This window comes from Polaromonas sp. DSP2-3-2b2, from assembly GCF_049895905.1.
In the GTDB taxonomy this organism is placed as follows: Bacteria; Pseudomonadota; Gammaproteobacteria; order Burkholderiales; family Burkholderiaceae_C; genus Polaromonas.
Map to the genome: position 1 here is coordinate 1 of NZ_JAFCTH010000002.1, position 21,776 is coordinate 21,776.

A 21,776-nucleotide genomic window follows, 5' to 3' on the forward strand; every position below is an offset into this window, starting at 1 on the left:
CGCCTTGAACTCCGGCAGGTGCACTTTGCGTTTCTTCGATTCACTCATGATTTACCCATTTCTTGCGACAGTGTCCTGCTTAAACCGCTGTCTCAAATCCGGGGTCCACTTTAGTTGAGCGTCCGCTTTTAACTGTGGCGTATGCCCGCTTTGGCCACGTTGGAGACTGCCGTGAACGACTGCTGAACGATACCCCAAATCGTGCAATTGGGTTACCGTAAAGCGGGTACTTGCCACCGACGGGTTTCGCTGCATTGCCGAAGTTTGGCGCGATTTTCAGCCAAATCTTGTGGTTTAAACATCCGCCATTTCAGGAAGGGTGTTGGTGCCGACGACGAATTGATCCAAGCTGCCGAAAATAACTTCCCCATCCGCACACCCGAAAAATCCAGGCTCAGCGTTGGATCTTGCTGGCCTCACATGGGTTAGTTGAAATCGGTAGCCTAGATCAAAACCGCGTTGGCGCCAACAGTCAGCACCACCTGAAGTGGAAAAAAAAACAAGCAGCGCAGCAGGCGCTGCCGTGCTGGCCGCGCCTGCTACGCGCGGTGCGCGCGCAGCTGACCCCGGGCTGTTGGCTTGCGCGCTGCTAGGCAGCCTTTGCAGAAACTGCCCCACCAGCCGAACTCGCCACGCTGCTGGGCGCTTTGAACGCCGGCCAGGAAATCAACCTTTATCTTCGGCTTTAAGAAACTACCGCTAAAGGAGTGTTCGACTGCCCGATCAACGTCATGGTTTTTGTCACCTACTTGATCCCTCTTGGCACCGATCAACACTGACATCTACAAATTTATTGGATGAAATGGCAAGAGAAACAGAAAAGCTTTTCCGTACTATTTCCGTACAGGCATAAAAAAAGGACTTGGCCATAAAGCTAAGTCCTTGATTTCATTATTTATTTTGGTGGGCGGTGCAAGTTTCGAACTTGCGACCCCTGCAGTGTGAATGCAGTGCTCTACCCCTGAGCTAACCGCCCTATCGGTCAGCTTTCGATTATATGCCGCTTTTCAGGCATTATTTACGATTGCTGAGGTTTCTACCCGCCAGATCGTTTTTCCTCGGCTGGCCTTGTCGAGCATCGCCAGGACTTTTTCATGTGCCTCCATTTCCTTGTCGCTCGCCACCATAACCGGCAGGTCGAAAAGGCGCAGGTCAATCATGGGTTCGTCATCGCCTGCATCCACCGGGCCGCCGATGTCCATCATCAGGCTGTTCTGGCCGCGTGTCAGGTTGATGTACACATCTGCCAGCAATTCGGCGTCCAGCAAGGCTCCGTGCAGGGTACGGCCCGAATTGTCGACTTCAAGGCGATCGCACAGGGCATTGAGCGAATTTCGCTTGCCCGGGAACATCTCCTTGGCCATCATCAGGCTGTCCGTGACCTTCGCCACCCAATGCATGATGTGTTCCCGGCCGATCAATTCGAGTTCCTTGTTCAGGAAACTCACATCGAAAGGTGCGTTGTGAATGATCACCTCGGCGCCTTGCAGGTAGTCAAGCAGTTCGTCCGCCACGGCTGAAAACTTGGGCTTGTCTTTCAGGAATTCATTGCTGATGCCATGAACCTTCAGTGCATCTTCGTGGCTGTCGCGGCCGGGATTGAGGTAAAAGTGCTTGTTGCTGCCGGTTAACTTGCGCGCGACCAGTTCCACGCAGCCGATTTCAATGATGCGGTCGCCGTTTTCGGCAGAAAGGCCCGTGGTTTCAGTATCTAGAACAATTTGGCGCATGGTCAGGGTTCTCGCATTGAACGCATTTAGTGGTTTTCCTTGGCATGGTTGATTGAATACCTGGGGATTTCCACGGTGACATCCGACTGCGCCAGAAAAGCCTGGCAGCTCAGGCGTGAATTGGGCTCCAGGCCCCAGGCCCGGTCGAGCAGGTCTTCCTCGCTTTCGTCCATCGCATTGAGCGACCTGAATCCCTCGCGCACGATGACATGGCAGGTCGTGCAGGCGCAACTCAGGTCACAGGCATGCTCGATGTTGATCTTGTTGTCGAGCAGCGCTTCGCAGATGGAAGTACCTGCCGGCGCCAAGATTTCAGCGCCTTGCGGACAGTATTCGGGATGGGGAAGAATCTTGATGATTGGCATGGTGTCGATCTGTGGGTAATAAGAGTGCGGCAACGTGTTCAGACCGACTCGATGTTCTTTCCGGCCAGGGCTTTCTGGATGCCCCGGTTCATGCGCTGGGCTGCAAAAGCTTCGGTTCCTTTGGCAAGCGCCTGCGTTGCGGCCTCGATGGACGCGGCATCGCCGTTGACACGGGCATCGGCCAGCGCAGCAATCAAGCTGGCCGTCTGCGCACGGTCGCTTGAACTGAGCAGGTCCGCATCAGCGTGCAGTGCGCCTTGAATCGCCAGGATCATGCGGTCCGCATCGACCTGCGCCTCCACCAGCGCACGCGCGCGCATGTCTTGCTGGGCGGTTGAAAAACTGTCTTGCAGCATGCGGGCGATTTCATCGTCCGACAGGCCATACGAAGGCTTCACGTCGATTTGCGCTTCGACGCCGCTGATCTGTTCCCTGGCATTGACGCTGAGCAGGCCATCGGCATCCACCGTGAACGTCACGCGGATGCGCGCGGCGCCAGCGACCATGGGCGGAATACCGCGCAGTTCAAAACGCGCCAGACTGCGGCAGTCAGCCACCAGATCGCGCTCGCCCTGCACCACATGCAGCGCCAACGCGGTCTGGCCATCCTGGTAAGTGGTGAAATCCTGCGCCATGGCCGTGGGAATGGTCTGGTTGCGCGGCACGATGCGCTCGACCAGCCCGCCCATGGTTTCAACGCCCAGCGACAGGGGAATCACATCGAGCAGCAAGAGGTCGTCGCCCGCATTGTTTCCCGCCAGTTGATTAGCAGAAATGGCCGCCCCCAGCGCCACCACTTCGTCGGGGTTGAGATTGACCAGCGGTTCGCGTCCGAAAAAAGTTGCGACGGCCTTGCGCACCTGCGGCATGCGGGTTGATCCGCCAACCATCACCACGCCATCGATTTCGTCACGGTTAAGGCCGGCGTCGCGCAAGGCCTTGCGCACGGCAGCCAGGGTGTGCTGGGTAAGATGCGCCGAGGCTGCTTCAAAATCAGCGGCCTTCATTTCAAAAGTGATGGATGCCTTGGACAAGCGAACAGAAAAGGGTACCGATGAGGCCGTGGACAACGCCTCTTTGCAAGCACGCGCTGTTTTCTGCAGGACAGCCTTGTCAGACGCGCTCAGCGTATCGGCGGTCACCCCGCCCTTGGCCAGGGTCCAGTCAACCAGGGCGCGGTCGTAATCATCGCCACCCAGCGCGGAATCCCCGCCGGTCGAGACCACTTCGAACACCCCTTGGGACAAGCGCAGGATGGAAATGTCAAACGTTCCACCGCCCAGGTCATAGACCGCATAGACGCCTTCGCTGGCATTGTCCAGTCCGTAGGCAATGGCTGCGGCGGTCGGCTCGTTGATCAGGCGCAGCACGTTCAATCGGGCCAGTTGCGCCGCATCCTTCGTCGCCTGGCGCTGGGCATCGTCAAAATAGGCGGGCACGGTGATCACGGCGCCATAGATGTCATCGTCAAAAGTGTCCTCGGCACGCTGCCTGAGCGACGCCAGAATCTCGGCACTGACTTCGACCGGGCTTTTTTCACCGGCCACGGTTTGCAGCGTGACCATGCCGGGCTTGTCGATGAAGCGGTAAGGCATCTGCTCGCGGTTGCCAATGTCGTCAATGCCCCTCCCCATCAGCCGCTTGACCGAAGAAATCGTGTTGCACGGGTCGTCAACCTGGGCCGTGAGCGCATCAGAGCCAATTTGCGTCCGCCCGCCCTCAAGGTAACGCACGACGCTTGGCAACAATACCTGTCCCTGGTCATCGGGCAGGCACTCTGACAGCCCATTGCGCACACTGGCCACCAGCGAATGGGTGGTGCCGAGGTCAATGCCGATGGCGATTCGCCGCTGGTGCGGGTCTGGCGTCTGGCCGGGTTCGGATAATTGCAAAAGTGCCATGGCGCTGTTCTTTACTGAGTTTCGTGAATGTCTTATTGTTCCAGCAGATCGATGCGGGCATCGACCTCGCGGGCAAAGCGTTCGATGAACATGAGGCTTCTGACCTGTTGCGCGGCTTCGGAAAAATCTTTTTCCTGATCCAGCGTTTGCTCTATTTTTAATAGCTGTTCATGCTGACCGGTCTTGGACTCCAGGGCAATTTTATCCAGATCATCGATGCTCTCGGCATCTTCCAGCGCTTCGCGCCATTCCATTTGCTGCATCAGGAAGACGCCAGGCATGGTGGTGTTGTTCTCGGCATTGATCGGCGCGCCGTGCAGTTCGCACAAATAACTGGCTCGCTTGAGCGGGTCCTTGAGCCGCTGATACGCCTCGTTGATTCGGACAGACCATTGCATGGCCAGACGCTGCGCCGCTGGTCCCTGCCCTGTAAACTTGTCAGGATGGGCTTCGCGCTGCAGCTCTTTCCAGCGCGCATCGAGTTGCGCCCGGTCCTGGGCAAACTGCATGGGAACGCCAAAAAGCTCGAAGTCGTTGGATTGAAGGTTCATGGAATGAAAAAGCCGCCAGCACGGTCAGTGAAGGCGGCGTTTGAGAAATTGGACGCGCGATGCGGCGCGGTAAGAATGTTGTCCGTTTGCCGCTCAGACGCGAAAACTCTCGCCGCAGCCGCAGCGGTCACGCTCGTTGGGATTGATGAACTTGAAGCCTTCATTCAGGCCTTCGCGCACAAAGTCAAGCTGGGTGCCGTCGATATAGGCCATGCTTTTGGGATCGACCAGCACCTTCACGCCGTTGTCTTCGAACACGACATCTTCGGGCGCGATTTCATCGGCATATTCCAGCTTGTAAGCCAGGCCGGAACAGCCAGTGGTCTTGACGCCCAAGCGCACACCCACGCCCCTGCCACGTTTGCTGATGTAGCGGGTCACGTGGCGGGCGGCTGCGTCGGTAAGGGTAACGGACATGTAAATCGCTCGAAATAAACAGGTTGATCAGTGCGCGGATGCAGCGGCCGGCAGGTGCTTTTGCTTGTAATCGTTCACCGCCGCCTTGATGGCGTCTTCCGCGAGGATGGAGCAGTGAATTTTCACAGGCGGCAATGCCAGTTCCTCGGCAATGGCACTGTTCTTGATACTCGCCGCCTGGTCCAGCGTCTTGCCCTTGACCCATTCGGTCACGAGTGAACTGGAGGCAATGGCCGAGCCGCAGCCGTAGGTTTTGAAGCGCGCATCCTCAATCACGCCGGTGACCGGGTTCACCTTGATCTGCAGCTTCATCACGTCGCCACAAGCCGGTGCGCCGACCATGCCGGTGCCTACCGTTTCATCGCCTTTTTCAAAAGAGCCGACATTCCGGGGATTTTCATAGTGATCCACCACTTTTTCGCTGTAAGCCATTGAATTAACTCCTTGAATTCTGGTTATCGGGCAAATGACGGGTTCAGCGCCATCTGAATGCCTGTTTGATTAGTGGGCCGCCCACTGGATGGTGGACAGGTCAACGCCATCCTTGAACATTTCCCACAGCGGCGACAGGTCGCGCAGCTTAGCCACGTTTTCCTTGATGGTGGCAACGGCGTAGTCGATTTCTTCTTCCGTCGTCCAGCGACCAATCGTCATGCGCAGGCTGCTGTGTGCCAGCTCGTCGCTGCGGCCCAAGGCGCGCAGCACATAGCTGGGCTCCAGGCTGGCCGAGGTGCAGGCGGAACCGCTCGACACTGCCAGGCCCTTGATGCCCATGATCAGCGACTCGCCTTCGACATAGTTGAAGCTCATGTTCAGGTTGTGCGGCACGCGCTTTTCAGCGTGGCCATTGAGAAACACTTCCTCGACATCCTTCAGGCCGTTGAGCATGCGCTCATGCAATACCCGGATACGCTGGTTTTCCTCATGCATCTCGGCCTTGGCAATGCGGTAAGCCTCACCCATGCCGGCGATTTGGTGCGTCGGCAAGGTGCCTGAACGCATGCCGCGCTCGTGACCGCCACCGTGCATCTGCGCTTCCAAGCGCACCCGCGGCTTGCGACGCACATACAGTGCGCCAATGCCCTTGGGCCCGTAGGTCTTGTGCGAGGTCAGGCTCATCAAATCGATCGGCAGGCTGGCCAAATCGATGTCAACGCGGCCGGTGGCTTGCGCGGCGTCCGAGTGGAAAATGATGCCTTTTTCGCGGCAGATCGTACCGATGGCGGCCATGTCCTGGATCACGCCGATTTCGTTATTGACGAACATGACGCTGACCAAAATCGTGTCAGGGCGAATCGCCGCCTTGAGCACGTCCAGGTTCAGCAAACCGTCAGCCTGGACATCCAGATAAGTAACCTCAAAGCCTTGGCGCTCCAGTTCGCGGCAGGTGTCAAGCACGGCCTTGTGCTCGGTCCTGACCGTGATGAGGTGCTTGCCCTTGGACTTGTAGAAATGCGCCGCGCCCTTGAGCGCCAGGTTGTTCGATTCGGTCGCGCCGCTGGTCCAGACAATCTCGCGCGGGTCGGCGCCGATCAATGCAGCTACCTGCTCGCGAGATTTTTCCACCACGGCCTCAGCCTCCCAGCCCCAGGCGTGACTGCGTGACGCGGGATTGCCAAAATGCTCGCGCAACCAGGGAACCATCGCATCCACCACCCGAGGATCGCAAGGATTGGTAGAGCTGTAGTCCATGTAAATCGGGAAGTGTGGGGTTTCCATAAAGCAAACTTTCTTATTTTTACGGGCTGGCGACTTGGTAAAACGGTGGTGAGGCGGCGATGTGTTTCGAATCCGTCAGGATTTGGAAAAAGCGTTGCCCAGTGCGAACACGGAATTAGGCGCATTCACGCGTAATGGCTTGCCGATGGGCGATGCAAAAACGGCCTTTTTGACCTGTGGCGTGCTTTCAACCATCACGCCCTTAGCCAGTTGGTCATCGACCAGCTTTTGCAAGCTGACCGAATCAAGGAACTCGACCATGCGGGTGTTCAGCGAAGACCAGAGGTCATGCGTCATGCAGCGGGTGCCATCGTCCTGGCAATTTTCCTTGCCGCCGCACTGGGTGGCGTCAATGGGTTCGTCTACCGACACGATGATGTCGGCGACAGTGATTTCAGACGCCTTGCGGCCCAGCGTATAGCCGCCGCCCGGTCCACGGGTGGACTCGACCAGTTCATGGCGGCGCAGCTTGCCGAACAACTGCTCCAAGTAGGACAGCGAGATCTGCTGACGCTGGCTGATCGCTGCCAGCGTAACCGGACCGTTATTCTGGCGCAGCCCCAAGTCAATCATCGCGGTGACCGCGAAACGGCCTTTGGTTGTAAGACGCATAACAAGCTCCTTCAAGTGTGCTTGACTGTCGTTTTGGCCCCGAAAGCTTGTGGCTTTCAGGGAACTGTCCCTCAACATTCCGGCCAACTTCAGAGCTGACGGAAGTTTTTTTTGTTGCTTTCAGGTTCCTGACTAATTTAATCAAGTATACCATGCAGGGTCATTTTTCGCACGCCGGTGCACCGTGGCTCGCGGTAATAACCCCAATCAAATCAACACCCCAAAGACTCGATCGGGCCATGGCAACTTCAAGCCACCGAGGAAATTGGCACCACATTGTCAGTTCCGGGCGCACCAAAAGCCTGCTCCTTCAGCACATGCAGCTGGTCGCGCACACGGGCTGCCTTTTCGAACTCCAGGTTTTTTGCATGTTCGACCATCTGCTTTTCAAGCCGCTTGATTTCACGCGCAATGTCTTTTTCGCTCATGTCCTCGACCAGCGCCTTTTGCATTTCCAGCTTTTGCGCATCCTTGCCAGATTTTTCGCTGTACACGCCGTCGATCAGGTCCTTGATGCGCTTGACGATGCTGCGCGGTGTGATGCCGTGCAGGGTGTTGAAGGCCAGTTGCTTGTTGCGCCGGCGTTCGGTTTCGCCCATCGCCATCTTCATCGAGTCGGTGACCCGATCGGCGTACAAAATCGCCCGGCCGTTCAGGTTGCGAGCGGCGCGGCCAATCGTCTGGATCAGGCTGCGCTCCGAGCGCAGGAAGCCTTCCTTGTCGGCGTCCAGAATCGCCACCAGCGACACCTCGGGAATGTCCAGCCCCTCGCGCAGCAGGTTGATGCCGACCAGCACATCGAAAGTTCCTAGCCGCAGGTCGCGCAAAATCTCGACCCGCTCGACCGTTTCCACATCGCTGTGCAGATAGCGCACCTTGACGCCGTTTTCGGTCAGGTAGTCGGTGAGTTGCTCGGCCATGCGCTTGGTCAGCGTGGTGATCAGCACGCGTTCGTTGATCTCCACGCGAATCCGGATTTCCTGCAGCACGTCATCGACCTGATGCGTTGCCGGGCGCACCTCCACCTGCGGATCGACCAGCCCGGTCGGCCGCACGACCTGCTCAACCACCTGTCCGGCATGCTCGTTTTCGTAAGCCGCCGGCGTGGCGGAGACAAAAATCGCCTGCCGCATCTTGGTTTCGAATTCCTCGAACTTGAGCGGCCGGTTGTCCAGCGCGCTGGGCAGTCTGAAACCGTATTCGACCAGCGTCGTCTTGCGCGACCGGTCGCCGTTGTACATGGCGTTGAGCTGGCCAATCATGACGTGGCTTTCGTCAAGAAACATCACCGCATCCTTGGGCATGTAATCACACAGGGTCGAAGGCGCCGAGCCCGGCGGCGCGCCGCTCAGGTGGCGGGTGTAGTTTTCAATCCCCTTGCAGTGGCCGATCTCGCCCAGCATTTCCAGGTCGAACCGGGTGCGCTGCTCGATACGCTGGGCCTCGATCAGCTTGCCTTCAGCGATGAACTGCCCTACCCGCTCCGACAACTCCAGCTTGATGGTTTCCACCGCCGTCATCACCTTGTCGCGCGGCGTGACGTAATGACTTTTCGGGTACACCACGAAGCGCGGGATTTTCTGCCGGATGCGGCCGGTCAGCGGGTCGAACAGTTGCAGGGTTTCAATTTCGTCGTCAAACAGCTCGATGCGGATCGCCAGTTCCGAATGCTCGGCCGGAAAAACGTCGATCACATCGCCACGCACGCGGAAGGTGCCGCGTGAAAAATCAGCGTCATTGCGGCTGTACTGCATGCGGATCAGCCGCGCAATCACGTCGCGCTGGCCCATCTTGTCGCCAATGCGGGCAATGAAACGCATCTGCGTGTAATCCTCGGGCGCACCAATGCCGTAAATGGCGCTGACGGTGGCGACGATGATGGTGTCGCGCCGCTCCAGCACGCTTTTGGTCGCCGACAGCCTCATCTGTTCGATGTGCTCGTTGATGGCCGAGTCCTTTTCAATGAACAGGTCGCGCTGCGGCACATAGGCCTCGGGCTGGTAGTAGTCGTAGTAGCTGACGAAATACTCGACCGCGTTTTTCGGGAAGAACTCGCGGAATTCGCTGTACAGCTGAGCGGCCAGTGTCTTGTTCGGCGCAAACACGATGGCTGGGCGGCCCAGCCGCGCAATCACATTGGCCATGGTGAAGGTCTTGCCCGAGCCGGTCACGCCGAGCAGGGTCTGAAAAACCTCGCCGTCCCGCACGCCTTCCACCAGCTTGTCGATGGCCTGCGGCTGGTCGCCGGCCGGCAGGTAGGGCTGAAACAGCTCGAACGGCGAATCCGGAAAACGGATGAACTGGCCTACGCCGCCGGCGTCCGTCGCGTCAGCCGTGACTTCCATGATGTCTAGCATAAAAACCCTATTCAGGCCCCGTTAAAATCCGGGGCAATTAAACACACTATGACATTCGGGCGAAGTCGGGAATTGCAATCCCCGCCTTCCGACGACCAGACCGCTGCCGGGACGACCACCGGTGCTATTCGCCTTGATCGACTTGTTCAAGGCACATTTTTCACACTTAAGGATATTCCATGTCTTTGTTTACCGCCGTCGAAATGGCACCGCGCGACCCGATCCTGGGCCTGAACGAACAGTTTGGCGCCGACACCAACCCTGCCAAGGTCAACCTGGGCGTGGGCGTTTACTACGACGACAACGGCAAGCTCCCGCTGCTCGAATGCGTCCGGATTGCTGAAAAGCAGATGATGGAATCGCCCAAGGCCCGCGGCTACCTGCCCATCGACGGCCTTGCCGCCTACGACTCGGCCGTCAAGGCCCTGGTGTTTGGCGCCGACAGCGAGCCCGTCATCTCGGGCCGCGTCGCCACGGTGCAGTGCATCGGCGGCACCGGCGGCCTGAAGGTCGGCGCCGACTTTTTGAAGCACCTGAACCCAAATGCCAAGGTCCTGATCAGCGACCCGAGCTGGGAAAACCACCGCGCACTGTTCACGAACGCCGGCTTCACGGTCGAAAGTTATCCGTATTACGACGCGGCCACGCGCGGTATCAACTTCGACGGCATGCTGGCCGCGCTGAACGCCGCGCTTGCCGGCACCATCGTCGTGCTGCATGCCTGCTGCCACAACCCGACCGGTTACGACATCACCCCTGAACAATGGGACGACGTGATCGCCGCCGTCAAGGCCAGGAACCTGACGCCCTTCCTGGACATGGCCTACCAGGGTTTCGGCTACGGCCTGACTGAAGATGGCGCGGTGGTAGGCAAGTTTGTCGCCGCCGGCCTGAGCTTTTTTGTCTCCACCTCGTTTTCCAAGAGTTTCAGCCTGTATGGCGAGCGCGTCGGCGCGCTGAGCGTGGTGTGCAGCGACAAGGAAGAAACGGGCCGCGTGCTGAGCCAGCTCAAGATCGTCATTCGCACCAATTACAGCAACCCGCCGATCCACGGCGGCACGGTGGTCGCCATGGTGCTGAACACGCCCGAGCTGCGCGCGCTGTGGGAAAAGGAACTGGGCGAAATGCGCGTGCGCATCAAGGCCATGCGCCACAAGCTGGTCGATGGCCTGAAGGCGGCCGGCGTGATGGAAGACATGGGCTTCATCACGAAGCAGATCGGCATGTTCAGCTATTCCGGTTTGAACAAGGACCAGATGGTGCGCCTGCGCAATGAGTTTGGCGTGTACGGCCTAGACACCGGCCGCATGTGCGTGGCCGCGCTGAACAGCAAGAACATCGACTATGTCTGCGCATCGATTGCCAAGGTGATCTAAAGCGGCCGGGGGCGTCCCGAAAAAGCGCCTGTTCAAGCCCATGCCAGTCAGCCCGGCGCTGACTGGCATTTTTTACATAAAATCACCCGCTTGCGCATACAGCACAAGCGTAGGCAGCTATATTTTCAATAGCAATTAAAGCAACGATGGCAGCCCAGGCGCCGTATCAGCGCTGGCGGGCCTGTCTGACGAGCAGCATCAGCGCCACTGCGCCTATCAAGACAAAGCTGACAAAGGACCAGTTGGCAATCGAGCCGCCCAGAAAAGTCCAGTCAATCGCGGTGCAGTCGCCACTGCCCTTGAAGATCATCGGAATCGAGCGTTTGAGCGGAAAGGTTTCGATCATTCCGTAGAAATCACGGCCGCAGGAAACGATTTCCGGCGGATACCACTGCAAAAAACTTTGCCGCGCCGCCACGAAAGCGCCAAAACCCGACAGCAACACCAGCACACTAGCCCCGCTGATCAGGAAATTGCGCCGGGCGCTCAAGGCACTCACGCCCGCAACGATGGCGACCAGCACCAGCGCATAGCGCTGCACGATGCACATCGGGCAAGGCTCCAGCCCCACCACATGCTGCAGATAAAGACCAAAAGCCAGCAGCAGCGCGCACACCGCAGCCGTCAGAGCCAGCAAGCGGCGCGGCATGGTGTCGAAATACGTCAAAAACATTCAAGTCCCTCTTTGTTTAGTCAATTTATGGATTGTCCGATGGTTCGTTGAACCCGCCCGGGATTAGTTCCCGCCAGCGTTTAGGCCCCGGAATAGTCCGGCGGCTCAATCGCACCTGCAAAGGTCTTTGTCCTGCACATGCAGGACGCACCACTCGATGGGATTGATAAGCTTTTTGCTACTGAATTTATAGCTGCTTACGCTTGCCAAGCAAGCGCCAGATGCATATTTGATGCTGAAATTTCGTTTTCCGGTAAAAACGAATACGCTCTGACGGGCCCAGGCAGCCCCTGGCCTCAAATGCCTTCGCCCGCCTCGACAAAAACACGCGCCTTGCGCGGCATCAGCACCAGCTTGTCGCCCTCCTTCAGCCCCATGTCCCTGAACTTTTGCGATGGCATTTGCACTTCAATCAGGGAGTCGGCGGACTGCTTGGGCGCGTCAACCGGAATCAGCTCCAGCCGGGCAATCGGCCCGATGACAATCGCGCGGTCCAGCGTGGCATGCATGCCGTCGGCGCCGGGCGCATAACGCGCCACCTCGAAATCGTGCGGCCGCACATAGGCAAAGGCCTTGGCGTTTTGCGCGCCGCTGTGCTCGGGCGAGTCCAGTGTCAAGCCTTCCAGATGCACCTCGCCTTCATGGGCGCGGCCATGGAACAGGTTCACGTCGCCCAAAAAACCATAGACAAACGGACTCGCCGGATGGTCCCAGACCTGCTGCGGTGAGCCGATCTGCTCGACCTTGCCGGCGTTCATCAACACCACGCGGTCGGCGACTTCCAGTGCTTCTTCCTGGTCGTGCGTGACAAAAATGCTGGTGACATGCAGGTCGTCGTGCAGGCGGCGCAGCCAGCGGCGCAACTCCTTGCGCACCTTGGCATCGAGCGCGCCGAAGGGCTCGTCGAGCAGCAGCACCTTGGGCTCGACCGCCAGCGCCCGCGCCAGGGCGATGCGCTGGCGCTGGCCACCGGACAGTTGCGACGGAAAGCGGTCGGCCAGCCAGTCGAGCTGCACCAGGCTGAGCAGCGAATGCACCTTTTCCTTGATCTGCGCTTCACTCGGACGCTGGCTGCGCGGCTTGACGCGCAGGCCGAAGGCGACGTTCTCGAACACCGTCATGTGGCGAAACAGCGCGTAATGCTGGAACACAAAACCGACCCCGCGCTCGCGCACATGCACGTCGGTGGTGTCCTCGCCGCTGAAAAAAATGCTGCCCTGGTCTGGCGTTTCCAGCCCGGCGATGATGCGCAGCAGCGTGGTCTTGCCGCAGCCCGAGGGGCCGAGCAAGGCGACGAGTTCGCCCGCTTCAATGTCCAGGCTCACGTCACTCAAGGCCTGGAAGTTGCCGAACTGCTTGCTGACGTTGCGAATTTCGATACCCATGATTTATTTTTTCCAGCGTGTTTTCAACGAATGCCAGCAACAGCTTGCGGCCGCTCGGGCGGCAATTGAGCCGCCGCTTTCATTTCAGCATCATGGCGCCATTCGGCTACCGACTTGATGGCCAGCGTGACCAGCGCCAGGATGGCCAGCAGCGACGCCACGGCGAAGGCGGCGACCGACTGGTATTCGTTGTAGAGAATTTCCACATGCAGCGGCAAGGTGTTGGTCTGCCCGCGAATATGGCCGGACACCACCGACACCGCGCCGAACTCGCCCATGGCGCGCGCATTGCACAAAATCACGCCGTAAATCAGGCCCCACTTGATGTTGGGCAGCGTGACGCGCCAGAAGGTCTGCCAGCCGGTAGCGCCCAGCACGATGGCGGCCTGCTCCTCGTCGTTGCCCTGCGCCTGCATCAGCGGAATCAGCTCGCGCGCGATGAAGGGAAAGGTCACAAACACGGTTGCCAGCACGATGCCCGGCACGGCAAAGATGATCTTGATGTCATGCGCCTGCAGCCACGGCCCGAACCAGCCCTGCGCGCCGAACAGCAGCACGTACATCAGGCCGGCCACGACCGGCGAAACCGAGAACGGCAGATCGACCAAGGTCGTCAGAAAGGACTTGCCGCGAAACTCGTACTTGGCAATCGCCCAGGCGGCGGCCACGCCAAACACCAGGTTCAGCGGCACGGCAATCGCGGCGGCAATCAAGGTGAGCTGGATGGCCGACCAGGCGTCGGGCTCCTTCAGGGCCTCAAGGTAGGCGCCAAAACCCTTGCGCAGCGCCTCGGTGAACACGGCAGCCAGCGGCAGGATCAGGAACAGCAGCACGAACAGCAGCGCCACCGTGATGAGCAGGTAGCGGACCCACGGCGCTTCAGTGGTGCCGGACTTGGCCCGGCGAATTGGTTGGGAAGACGGACTGCTCATGATGCGGCTCCGGTGGTTTTGCGCTGCCAGGTTTGCAGCGCATTGATCACCAGCAGCAGGACGAAGGAAATCACCAGCATCACCACCGCCACAGCGGTGGCGCCAGCATAGTCGTACTGTTCCAGTTTGCCGATGATGATCAGCGGCGTGATCTCGGACACCATCGGCATGTTGCCAGCGATGAAAATCACCGATCCGTATTCACCAATCGCGCGCGCAAACGCCATGGCAAAACCCGTCAACAAAGCCGGCGCGATGTGCGGAAAAATCACCTTGGTGAAAATCTGGAAACGATTCGCGCCCAGCGCCGTGGCGGCTTCCTCAAGCTCCTTTTCCGCGTCTTCAAGCACCGGCTGCACCGTACGCACGACAAACGGCATGCCGACGAAAATCAGCGCAATCACCACGCCGGCCGGAGTGAAGGCCAGCTTGATGCCCATGGGCTCCAGGTACTGGCCCAGCCAGCCATTGCCGGCCAGCAAAGCCGTCAGCGAGATGCCGGCCACGGCGGTCGGCAGCGCGAACGGCAGATCGACCAGCGCATCGACGATTTTTTTACCCGGAAACTTGTAGCGCACCAGCACCCAGGCCAGCAGCAGGCCAAACACCAGGTTGACCAGCGCGGCAATCAAGGACGCGCCAAACGTCAGCCGGTAAGACGCCATGACACGCGGCGACGTGACGGCGAATACGAACTGCTCCCAGGTCAGCGTGAAGGTCTTGAAGAACAGCGCGGTGATCGGAATCAGCACGATCAGGCTGAGGTAGAGCACCGTGTAGCCCAACGTCAGCCTGAAACCCGGCAACACGCGCTGCGGCGTTCTTTTGGCGCTGGCACGAAAAGGGGGCGCCACCCCGGCGGATGGCGCCCCGGAAGTCAAGGAATTCATGCTTTAGCGAACGGTGTAGAGCTTGTCGAACTGGCCACCGTCATTGAAATGGACTTTTTGCGCTTCGCTCAGCGAGCCGAACATTTCCTGCACCGTGAAAAGCTGGATCAGCTTGAAGGTGGCGACATGTTTTTTCAGGATCGCCTGCGAATACGGGCGCATGGCATGCCTGGCGGCAATTTCCTGGCCTTCGTCTGAATACAGGTAATCGAGGTAAGCCTTGGCCAATGCAGCCGTGCCCTTCTTGGCCACGGTGCGCTCCACCACCGCCACCGGGTTTTCGGCCAGGATGCTGATGGACGGATAGACCGCATCGACCTTGCCTTCGCCGAACTCCTTGTTCACCGACACCACTTCCGACTCGAAGGTCACCAGCACATCGCCAATGTTGCGCTGCACGAAGGCCGTAGTCGCGTCGCGCCCGCCCTTGCCCAGCACCGGCACGTTCTTGTACAGCTTGCCGACGAATTCGGCGGCCTGCGCGTCGGTCGCGCCCTTTTTCTTGGCGTAGCCCCAGGCGGCCAGGTAGGTGTAGCGGCCGTTGCCGCCGGTCTTGGGGTTGACCACGATCACCTTGATATCGGGCTTGACCAGGTCGTCCCAGTCCTTGATGCCCTTGGGATTGCCATTGCGCACGAGGAACAGCATGGTCGAGGTGGTCGGTGAGGCATTGCCCGGAAAGCGCTTGGCCCAGTCCTTGGCCACGACGCCGGCATTGGCCAGGAATTCGACGTCGGTCGAGGTGTTCATGGTCACCACATCGGCGTCCAGGCCGTCGGCCACCGAACGCGCCACGGCGCTGGAACCGGCATGCGACTGGTCGATCTTCACGTCCTTGCCTGTGGTTTTCTTGTAGTGGGCGACGAAGGCGGCGTTGTAGTCTTTGTAGAACTCGCGCGCCACGTCATACGAGCCGTTCAGCAGGGTCTGGCTTGAAACGATGCCGCTGGCGGCCAAAGCCAGCGTTGCCAGGGCGATCTTGAATTTAGAGGTCATGCGGGTTCCAGGAAGGCTGAAGGAAAAGTTGGAAAGGATAGCTGATGCGCCGCTTGCGAAGCGCGTATTCTGGCGCGAAACCTTTAAAACTCAAAAGAATATATTTCTCTTAATTTATTAATTAAATCGAATAAAGAAATTCGATTGAATTTTACAAAGCAGACAGCGCCGAACCTATTTAATGCTATTTTTTAAATAGCTACCCAAGCCCGCTGTGATTGCGCAAAGTTCCGATTTGGCATAAAAAAGCAGGGCTCATGAAAAAGGCGGCGATGCAGTGCCGAACAGTTCATCGCCCCGCATGTGCTGGCCCAGAAAGTCCAGGAAGCTGCGCACAGCAGGTATCTGGCCACGCCGCGAAGGAAAAACGGCATGCACCATGCCGGGCTTGGGCGCCCAGCCCGGCAGCACCAAGACCAGGGATTGCGCCTGCAGTTCGGCCCGGCTCAGGCTGTCCGGCAGAAAACTGATGCCGGTGCCGGCCAGCACCGCCATTGCGAATGACAGTGTTCGCGTCTGGCGGTTGATGAAAAGAAAGCGGCGCAAACACCCCATTACGCAAAACGCCGCTCAGCGGCACCGGCCAAGGCCCTGCAGCACGGCCACGCAATGCACAGTCATTGATCCAAATCCTGTTTCCCGGACGTTTACTCCATGCCGGTCCTGACTCTGGCCGTTCAAGGCATTACCATTATGGGTATTGACAAACGCATTCCCCCAGACTCGTAAATTGCTGTGGAATGCTCAAGCGCACGAAAGCGCCTTCACCCCACCTAGCCACAAGGATTCCGATGAAAAGAGTTGATGACTTCCGCCTGAAACTTGGCCAAAAGGAACTGGTGCCAATCATCATTGGCGGAATGGGCGTTGACATTTCCACCGCCGAGCTGGCGCTGGAGGCGGCGCGCCTGGGCGGTATCGGGCATATTTCCGACGCGCTGATTCATGACGTGTCCGACCGGCGCTTTGATACCGAATTCGTCAAGGGCAAGACGAAGTTCTACAAAAGCAACATCGCCAACTCCGACAAGAGCAGCGTGCAGTTCGACCTGGGCCAGCTGGCTGAAGCCACCAAGCTGCATGTCGGGAAAACCATGGAAGCCAAGCGCGGCGACGGCATGGTGTTCGTCAACGTGATGGAAAAGCTGACGATGAATTCGCCACGCGACACGCTGGAAGTGCGGCTCAATTCGGCGCTGGACGCGGGCATTGACGGCATCACGCTGAGCGCCGGCCTGCACCTGGGCTCGTTCGGCCTGATGGCCGAACACGCGCGCTTTCGCGATGCCAAGCTAGGCATCATCGTGTCGTCGGTTCGCGCCCTGCAGCTGTTCCTGCGCAAGACATCGCGCCTGGACCGGCGGCCCGACTACGTGATCGTCGAAGGCCCGCTGGCGGGCGGCCACCTGGGTTTTGGCCTGGACTGGGAAAAATACGACCTGGCCACCATCGTGGCCGAGATTGCCGCCTTCCTGAAGGCCGAGCAGCTTGACATTCCGCTGATCGCCGCCGGCGGCATCTTCACCGGCAGCGACGCGGTCGGTTTCCTGGAAAACGGCGCGGCGGCGGTACAGGTGGCGACGCGCTTCACCGTCGCCAACGAATGCGGCCTGCCGGCCAAGGACAAGCAGGAATACTTCCGCGCCAGCGAAGCCGACATCGAGGTCAACACCATCTCGCCAACCGGCTATCCGATGCGCATGCTGAAGAATTCCCCGGCCATTGGCTCGGGCATCCGGCCCAATTGCGAGTCCTACGGCTACCTGCTGGACGGCAATGGCAACTGCGCCTACATCACCGCCTACAACCAGCAAATCGCCATCCACCCGGACGGCAAGAACATCGTGGTCATGGACAAGACCTGCCTGTGCACCCACATGCGCAACTACAACGTCTGGACCTGCGGCAGCAGCACCTACCGTCTCAAGGACACGACGCGCCTTCTGGCCGACGGCACCTATCTGGGCCTGAGCGCCGAGCACATCTTTCGCGACTATCAGTTCAGCGTGAACAACCAGGTCATGCTGCCCGAGTAAGCACCCGCACGCCGCCGGTCATTTCAGCCATGCTGCGCCCTGGAAGTAATGCATGAATGAACAGGCGGCTCGGGAGGTGGTGATGGTCCGCGCCATTGAAGCGGCAGATCACGCGCACGACATCCTGAGCGAAGACGACCGCCGCCATGCGAGCCGCAGCGCCATGGAACTGGCCCAGTGGCAGGCGTCCTACGCAGGATCGCAAGTCACGGCTGACGACTTCCTGCACCAGCGCGCCGGGCAAATCCTCAAGCGCATGTCTGAGCGGCATGCGGCGTTTGGCCCCATGCTTCGGCTGCCCGGGGCGCTCAATCTGCTCTTGACCGGGCTGCCGGCCCTGGCCCTTCTGGCCGGCATTTTCCTGGACCAGATCACCGACCCGCACCGCGTTGACCTGCTGTCGGCACCGCTGCTGCTGATCATCGGCTGGAACCTGGCGGTCTATGCGGGCCTGCTGGTCTGGCCCTTGTTGCCGTTCGGCAAACTCAAGAAATCCGCACCGGGCCTGGTCCGCCTGCTCAACCTGGGCCGGACACGCCTGCCGCGCAAGCTGCCGCCCGTGCTTGCCAGTGCCTTGCTGGCGTTCATGACCGAATGGCCCGGGCTCAGCCGCCGGCTGACGCTGGCCCGGCTGGGCCGCACCCTGCACCTGGGTTCGGCGCTGTTTGCCATTGGCGCGGTGCTTTCGCTGTATGCACGCGGCTACTTCGCGCAGTATTCGGCGGGCTGGGAAAGCACTTTTCTGAATGCCGGGCAGGTCCATGCGCTGCTGTCGGCGCTGTTCATGCCGGCCATGGCGATTTTTCCGCTGCAGGGCTTTTCGCTGGCCGATATTGAAGCGCTTCGATTCGAACAAGCGCCCTCCTCGCCTCTCGGTGGCGCCCGCTGGGTACATTTGTATGCCGCCACGCTGTTGCTGCTGGTCGTGCTGCCGCGCCTGCTGCTGGCCGGCGCTGCCCAGTGGCGCGTCAGGCAATGGACCCGGGATTTTCCGCTGGACCTGGAGCAGCCCTATTTCCGCCGGCTGCTCAAGGCACTCGGCGGCGCGCCCGGCACGCTGCGGGTGCTGCCCTACAGTTTTGCAGTCGATGAAGCGCGCGACAAGGGCTTGAGCCAACTGGCGGCCCGGCTGCTCGGTGAGCAGGCGCGGCTGATGCTGCGCCCGTCGATGGCCTATGGCGACGAGCCGCGCGATGCGCTTCGCGAGGTCAAGCTGAACGACAGCGACGCCACGGTCACGGCGGTCCTGTTCAGCCTGGCGGCCACGCCCGAAAAGGAAAACCATGGCGCCTTGCTCGACCACCTGGTGCGCGAATCGGCGCGCGGCATTGCCGTGCTGGTCGATGAATCGGGCTACCTGGAACGGGTCGGCGCGCAAGCCGGCGGCCCCGAAAGAATGGCTGAGCGCATCGCCCTGTGGCGCCAGTTCTGCAGCTTTCACAAGGCGCCTGCCACCTTTGTCAACCTGCTCCATCCCGAGGCGCATCCTCTGGACAGCGGGGCCGGGCTGACCCTGTCGGCGGCCGCATGAACAACGCCGCCCCGGTCCAGATTCAGCTGGCGCTGGTTTCGCACACCAACAACGGCAAGACCACGCTGGCCCGGACGCTGCTGGGCATGGATGTTGGCGAAGTGCGCGATGCCGCCCATGTCACCCTGTCGTCCGACGCGCATCCGCTGCTCGCGACCAGCGCCGGCGATGCCCTGCTGCTGTGGGACACGCCCGGTTTTGGCGATTCGGTGCGCCTGCTCAAGCGGCTCGGCATGGCCGACAACCCGATTGGCTGGTTTTTGCGGGAGGTGCTGGACCGCTACCGCGACCGCCCTTTCTGGCTCAGCCAGCAGGCGCTGCGCACCGCCCGCGACGCAGCCGACGTAGTGCTTTACCTGGTCAATTCGGCGGAAAATCCGGGCGATGCCGGCTACCTGGCAGCCGAGATGAAGATCCTGCAGTGGCTGGGCAAGCCGGTGGTGGTGCTGCTCAACCAGATGGGGCCGCCGCGCCCGGCACCAGAGGAACAGGCAGAACTCATGCGCTGGAGCCGGCACCTGGAAGCATTCCCCATCGTGCGCAAGGTGCTCGCGCTCGACGCCTTTGCCCGGTGCTGGGTGCATGAGCGCGTTTTTTATGAAGCCGTCGGCCAGTGGATCGCGCTGGAGAAGGCCGCCGGCTACGCGCGACTGCTGGCCGCCTGGGACGCGAACAATGAAGAACGCTTTCAGGAGGCCATGCGGCTGACGGCGCAGCAGCTGGCGGCGGCCGCTCGGGACAGACAGGCGGCCCTGCCAGAGGGCCGGTCGCTGCTCCATTCAGCGCTGCAGGCCACCGGCCTGCGCAAAGCGGGCAAGCTGCAGCGTCAGGACCAGGCCATGGGCCTTTTGATGGAGCGGCTCAACGACGGCATTGCCGCGACCACGCGCCAGCTGCTGGCGCTGCACCGGATCGATCCCGGCGAAGCGACCCGCATCAACCAGCGGGTGCGCGAGTATTTTGCGGTTCGCGCGCCCATCGACAAGGCGCAGGCGGGCTTGCTCGGCGCGGTGCTGTCGGGCGCGGCGACCGGCTTGTCGGCGGACCTGATGGCCGGCGGCTTGAGCCTGGGCGCCGGCGCGCTGCTGGGCAGCGTGGTCGGCGCACTGGGTTTCGCTGGCGCGGCCTGGGGCTTTAATTCAAGCACCGACCGGGAACAGACCACGCTGCGGTTCACCGATGAATTCCTGCGCACGCTGCTGGTGGCCAGCGTGCTGCGCTACCTGACGGTGGCGCATTTCGGGCGCGGGCGCGGCCATTTTGCGCAAAGCGAGGCGCCAGCTTTCTGGCAGACCGAAGTCGAGCAGGCAGTGGCCGCCGAGGGAGCCGCCGTGGGCCGCCTGTGGCGGGCGCTGCGGCTCCCTTTGTCTGATGCAGACGCCTCGGCCGGCGCTGCGCAGGCGGTGCTGTTGCGCATCACCTCGTCCGTGCTGCGCCAGTTGTATCCGGCGGCTGGCCCAGCACACCGCGCCTAAACGACAGCGCCAAACAACGCGCCAACCCCGGCGGTGATCGCCATGGCCAGCGCGCCCCAGAAAGTGACGCGCCAGGCGCCAGCCAACATGCCCGCGCCGCCCGCACGGGCAGCCAGGGCGCCCAGCAGCGCCAGGAATAGCAGCGAGGTGACGGCCACCCAAACCACCAGCCCTTGCGCCGGCGCCAGGGCGATGACGGCCAGCGGCAGCGCCGCCCCCACGGCAAAACTGGCAGCCGACGCCAGCGCTGCCTGGACCGGGTTGGCGCTCATGGTGTCGGAAATGCCCAATTCGTCGCGCACATGGGCGCCCAGCGCATCGTGCTTCATCAGTTGCCCGGCTACCTGCCGGGCCAGCTCGGGGCTCAAGCCGCGCTTCATGTAGATGCCCGCCAGTTCGGAATGTTCCGCCTCGGGATGCAGTTCGATTTCGCGGCGCTCGCGTTCGAGTTCGGCTTTTTCAGTGTCCGCCTGCGAAAACACCGAGACATATTCCCCCGCCGCCATCGACATGGCCCCGGCCATCAGCCCAGCCACGCCGGCCACCAAAACGGCCTGCGGGGTGGCGCCGGCGGCTACCACGCCAAGGACCAGGCTGGCGGTCGAGACAATGCCGTCATTGGCGCCCAGCACGGCGGCGCGCAGCCAGCCGATGCGGTCGGTGCGATGGCGTTCGACGTGGCGGCTGAGTGGTTTCATGGCGATATCGCTTTGTGTGTTGCGGGCAAGGCCGAAAAAAAACGACCTTTCCCGGGGGGTTTGTGAATTCAGACTGGCTATTTGCTATATTTTTAATAGCTACCAATGCACGCTTTTATTGCGCAAACGGCA

Annotated in this window: 20 protein-coding genes and 1 tRNA gene; 4 read left to right on the forward strand and 17 right to left on the reverse strand. The window is 60.4% G+C overall.

Features of this window, described 5'->3' with window-relative positions; translation table 11 throughout:
• Positions 1 to 901 precede the first annotated feature (901 nt).
• The 10 genes from ACP7AD_RS01930 to uvrB all read right to left on the reverse strand — a co-directional run bounded on the left by ACP7AD_RS01930 (position 902) and on the right by uvrB (position 9,652).
• Positions 902 to 976: transfer RNA gene (locus ACP7AD_RS01930), tRNA-Val, on the reverse strand.
• Positions 977 to 1,007: 31 nt separating this feature from the next.
• Entirely contained in the window at positions 1,008 to 1,730 is a 723-nt protein-coding gene (gene dnaQ / locus ACP7AD_RS01935) for a DNA polymerase III subunit epsilon (RefSeq protein ID WP_426144864.1), read from the reverse strand.
• Positions 1,731 to 1,756: 26 nt separating this feature from the next.
• Complete coding sequence (fdx, locus tag ACP7AD_RS01940; RefSeq protein WP_426144862.1) at positions 1,757 to 2,095, reverse strand: ISC system 2Fe-2S type ferredoxin; 339 nt, start codon at positions 2,093 to 2,095, stop codon at positions 1,757 to 1,759.
• 38 nt (positions 2,096 to 2,133) lie between these two features.
• Complete coding sequence (gene hscA, locus ACP7AD_RS01945; RefSeq protein WP_426144861.1) at positions 2,134 to 3,996, reverse strand: Fe-S protein assembly chaperone HscA; 1,863 nt, start codon at positions 3,994 to 3,996, stop codon at positions 2,134 to 2,136.
• A 32-nt stretch (positions 3,997 to 4,028) separates the two neighbouring features.
• Entirely contained in the window at positions 4,029 to 4,547 is a 519-nt protein-coding gene (gene hscB, locus ACP7AD_RS01950; RefSeq protein WP_426144860.1) for a Fe-S protein assembly co-chaperone HscB, read from the reverse strand.
• 93 nt (positions 4,548 to 4,640) lie between these two features.
• Complete coding sequence (gene iscA, locus ACP7AD_RS01955) at positions 4,641 to 4,964, reverse strand: iron-sulfur cluster assembly protein IscA (protein WP_029524668.1); 324 nt, start codon at positions 4,962 to 4,964, stop codon at positions 4,641 to 4,643.
• A 27-nt stretch (positions 4,965 to 4,991) separates the two neighbouring features.
• Complete coding sequence (gene iscU, locus ACP7AD_RS01960; RefSeq protein WP_426144859.1) at positions 4,992 to 5,396, reverse strand: Fe-S cluster assembly scaffold IscU; 405 nt, start codon at positions 5,394 to 5,396, stop codon at positions 4,992 to 4,994.
• Positions 5,397 to 5,465: 69 nt separating this feature from the next.
• Complete coding sequence (locus ACP7AD_RS01965) at positions 5,466 to 6,683, reverse strand: IscS subfamily cysteine desulfurase (protein ID WP_426144857.1); 1,218 nt, start codon at positions 6,681 to 6,683, stop codon at positions 5,466 to 5,468.
• A gap of 75 nt (positions 6,684 to 6,758) precedes the next feature.
• The gene (iscR, locus tag ACP7AD_RS01970; RefSeq protein ID WP_426144856.1) at positions 6,759 to 7,295 is read right to left on the reverse strand and encodes a Fe-S cluster assembly transcriptional regulator IscR; all 537 of its coding nucleotides are present in this window, start codon (positions 7,293 to 7,295) and stop codon (positions 6,759 to 6,761) included.
• Positions 7,296 to 7,543: 248 nt separating this feature from the next.
• Positions 7,544 to 9,652, reverse strand: a complete 2,109-nt coding sequence (gene uvrB / locus ACP7AD_RS01975) for an excinuclease ABC subunit UvrB (protein ID WP_426144854.1) — start codon at positions 9,650 to 9,652, stop codon at positions 7,544 to 7,546.
• Positions 9,653 to 9,831: 179 nt separating this feature from the next.
• Here uvrB and ACP7AD_RS01980 point away from each other — a divergent pair, with 179 nt between their 5' ends.
• Complete coding sequence (locus ACP7AD_RS01980; protein WP_426144852.1) at positions 9,832 to 11,028, forward strand: amino acid aminotransferase; 1,197 nt, start codon at positions 9,832 to 9,834, stop codon at positions 11,026 to 11,028.
• 166 nt (positions 11,029 to 11,194) lie between these two features.
• On the opposite strand, the gene ACP7AD_RS01985 is transcribed toward ACP7AD_RS01980, so the two are convergent.
• The 6 genes from ACP7AD_RS01985 to ACP7AD_RS02010 form a co-directional block, all read right to left on the reverse strand.
• Positions 11,195 to 11,701, reverse strand: coding sequence for a disulfide bond formation protein B (locus ACP7AD_RS01985; protein ID WP_426144850.1), 507 nt, complete (start codon positions 11,699 to 11,701; stop codon positions 11,195 to 11,197).
• A gap of 296 nt (positions 11,702 to 11,997) precedes the next feature.
• Positions 11,998 to 13,086 carry a sulfate/molybdate ABC transporter ATP-binding protein gene (locus tag ACP7AD_RS01990; protein ID WP_426144849.1) on the reverse strand — a complete coding sequence of 363 codons (1,089 nt, stop codon included), beginning with the start codon at positions 13,084 to 13,086 and terminating at the stop codon, positions 11,998 to 12,000.
• A 23-nt stretch (positions 13,087 to 13,109) separates the two neighbouring features.
• Positions 13,110 to 14,018, reverse strand: a complete 909-nt coding sequence (gene cysW, locus ACP7AD_RS01995; RefSeq protein ID WP_426144847.1) for a sulfate ABC transporter permease subunit CysW — start codon at positions 14,016 to 14,018, stop codon at positions 13,110 to 13,112.
• Complete coding sequence (gene cysT / locus ACP7AD_RS02000) at positions 14,015 to 14,908, reverse strand: sulfate ABC transporter permease subunit CysT (RefSeq protein ID WP_426144846.1); 894 nt, start codon at positions 14,906 to 14,908, stop codon at positions 14,015 to 14,017. The genes cysW and cysT overlap by 4 nt, the downstream gene beginning before the upstream one ends.
• Positions 14,909 to 14,911: 3 nt before the next feature.
• The gene (locus tag ACP7AD_RS02005) at positions 14,912 to 15,904 is read right to left on the reverse strand and encodes a sulfate ABC transporter substrate-binding protein (RefSeq protein WP_426144844.1); all 993 of its coding nucleotides are present in this window, start codon (positions 15,902 to 15,904) and stop codon (positions 14,912 to 14,914) included.
• Between the two features lie 255 nt (positions 15,905 to 16,159).
• Complete coding sequence (locus ACP7AD_RS02010; protein ID WP_426165962.1) at positions 16,160 to 16,450, reverse strand: LysR substrate-binding domain-containing protein; 291 nt, start codon at positions 16,448 to 16,450, stop codon at positions 16,160 to 16,162.
• Between the two features lie 245 nt (positions 16,451 to 16,695).
• On the opposite strand from ACP7AD_RS02010, the gene ACP7AD_RS02015 reads away from it, so the two are divergent.
• Genes ACP7AD_RS02015 through ACP7AD_RS02025 form a run of 3 tightly spaced genes read left to right on the forward strand, consistent with a single transcriptional unit; the run spans position 16,696 to position 20,946 of the window.
• Positions 16,696 to 17,940, forward strand: coding sequence for a nitronate monooxygenase (locus ACP7AD_RS02015; RefSeq protein WP_426144842.1), 1,245 nt, complete (start codon positions 16,696 to 16,698; stop codon positions 17,938 to 17,940).
• A 52-nt stretch (positions 17,941 to 17,992) separates the two neighbouring features.
• Positions 17,993 to 19,471: a DUF2868 domain-containing protein gene (locus tag ACP7AD_RS02020; RefSeq protein WP_426144840.1), complete on the forward strand. Its 1,479-nt coding sequence runs from the start codon at positions 17,993 to 17,995 to the stop codon at positions 19,469 to 19,471.
• Positions 19,468 to 20,946 carry a DUF3482 domain-containing protein gene (locus ACP7AD_RS02025; protein ID WP_426144839.1) on the forward strand — a complete coding sequence of 493 codons (1,479 nt, stop codon included), beginning with the start codon at positions 19,468 to 19,470 and terminating at the stop codon, positions 20,944 to 20,946. Before ACP7AD_RS02020 ends, ACP7AD_RS02025 begins: the two co-directional genes overlap by 4 nt.
• Here the strand turns inward: ACP7AD_RS02025 and ACP7AD_RS02030 are convergent.
• Positions 20,943 to 21,644 carry a VIT1/CCC1 transporter family protein gene (locus ACP7AD_RS02030; protein WP_426144838.1) on the reverse strand — a complete coding sequence of 234 codons (702 nt, stop codon included), beginning with the start codon at positions 21,642 to 21,644 and terminating at the stop codon, positions 20,943 to 20,945. The two genes, ACP7AD_RS02025 and ACP7AD_RS02030, sit on opposite strands and share 4 nt — an antisense overlap.
• Between the last annotated feature and the right edge of the window lie 132 nt (positions 21,645 to 21,776).

Bases quoted from the DNA above. Each gene is read 5' to 3' on its own strand.
- dnaQ (WP_426144864.1), bottom strand. From the start codon at position 1,730: ATGCGCCAAATTGTTCTAGATACTGAAACCACGGGCCTTTCTGCCGAA.
- fdx (WP_426144862.1), bottom strand. From the start codon at position 2,095: ATGCCAATCATCAAGATTCTTCCCCATCCCGAATACTGTCCGCAAGGC.
- hscA (WP_426144861.1), bottom strand. From the start codon at position 3,996: ATGGCACTTTTGCAATTATCCGAACCCGGCCAGACGCCAGACCCGCAC.
- hscB (WP_426144860.1), bottom strand. From the start codon at position 4,547: ATGAACCTTCAATCCAACGACTTCGAGCTTTTTGGCGTTCCCATGCAG.
- iscA (WP_029524668.1), bottom strand. From the start codon at position 4,964: ATGTCCGTTACCCTTACCGACGCAGCCGCCCGCCACGTGACCCGCTAC.
- iscU (WP_426144859.1), bottom strand. From the start codon at position 5,396: ATGGCTTACAGCGAAAAAGTGGTGGATCACTATGAAAATCCCCGGAAT.
- ACP7AD_RS01965 (WP_426144857.1), bottom strand. From the start codon at position 6,683: ATGGAAACCCCACACTTCCCGATTTACATGGACTACAGCTCTACCAAT.
- iscR (WP_426144856.1), bottom strand. From the start codon at position 7,295: ATGCGTCTTACAACCAAAGGCCGTTTCGCGGTCACCGCGATGATTGAC.
- uvrB (WP_426144854.1), bottom strand. From the start codon at position 9,652: ATGCTAGACATCATGGAAGTCACGGCTGACGCGACGGACGCCGGCGGC.
- ACP7AD_RS01980 (WP_426144852.1), top strand. From the start codon at position 9,832: ATGTCTTTGTTTACCGCCGTCGAAATGGCACCGCGCGACCCGATCCTG.
- ACP7AD_RS01985 (WP_426144850.1), bottom strand. From the start codon at position 11,701: ATGTTTTTGACGTATTTCGACACCATGCCGCGCCGCTTGCTGGCTCTG.
- ACP7AD_RS01990 (WP_426144849.1), bottom strand. From the start codon at position 13,086: ATGGGTATCGAAATTCGCAACGTCAGCAAGCAGTTCGGCAACTTCCAG.
- cysW (WP_426144847.1), bottom strand. From the start codon at position 14,018: ATGAGCAGTCCGTCTTCCCAACCAATTCGCCGGGCCAAGTCCGGCACC.
- cysT (WP_426144846.1), bottom strand. From the start codon at position 14,908: ATGAATTCCTTGACTTCCGGGGCGCCATCCGCCGGGGTGGCGCCCCCT.
- ACP7AD_RS02005 (WP_426144844.1), bottom strand. From the start codon at position 15,904: ATGACCTCTAAATTCAAGATCGCCCTGGCAACGCTGGCTTTGGCCGCC.
- ACP7AD_RS02015 (WP_426144842.1), top strand. From the start codon at position 16,696: ATGAAAAGAGTTGATGACTTCCGCCTGAAACTTGGCCAAAAGGAACTG.
- ACP7AD_RS02020 (WP_426144840.1), top strand. From the start codon at position 17,993: ATGAATGAACAGGCGGCTCGGGAGGTGGTGATGGTCCGCGCCATTGAA.
- ACP7AD_RS02025 (WP_426144839.1), top strand. From the start codon at position 19,468: ATGAACAACGCCGCCCCGGTCCAGATTCAGCTGGCGCTGGTTTCGCAC.
- ACP7AD_RS02030 (WP_426144838.1), bottom strand. From the start codon at position 21,644: ATGAAACCACTCAGCCGCCACGTCGAACGCCATCGCACCGACCGCATC.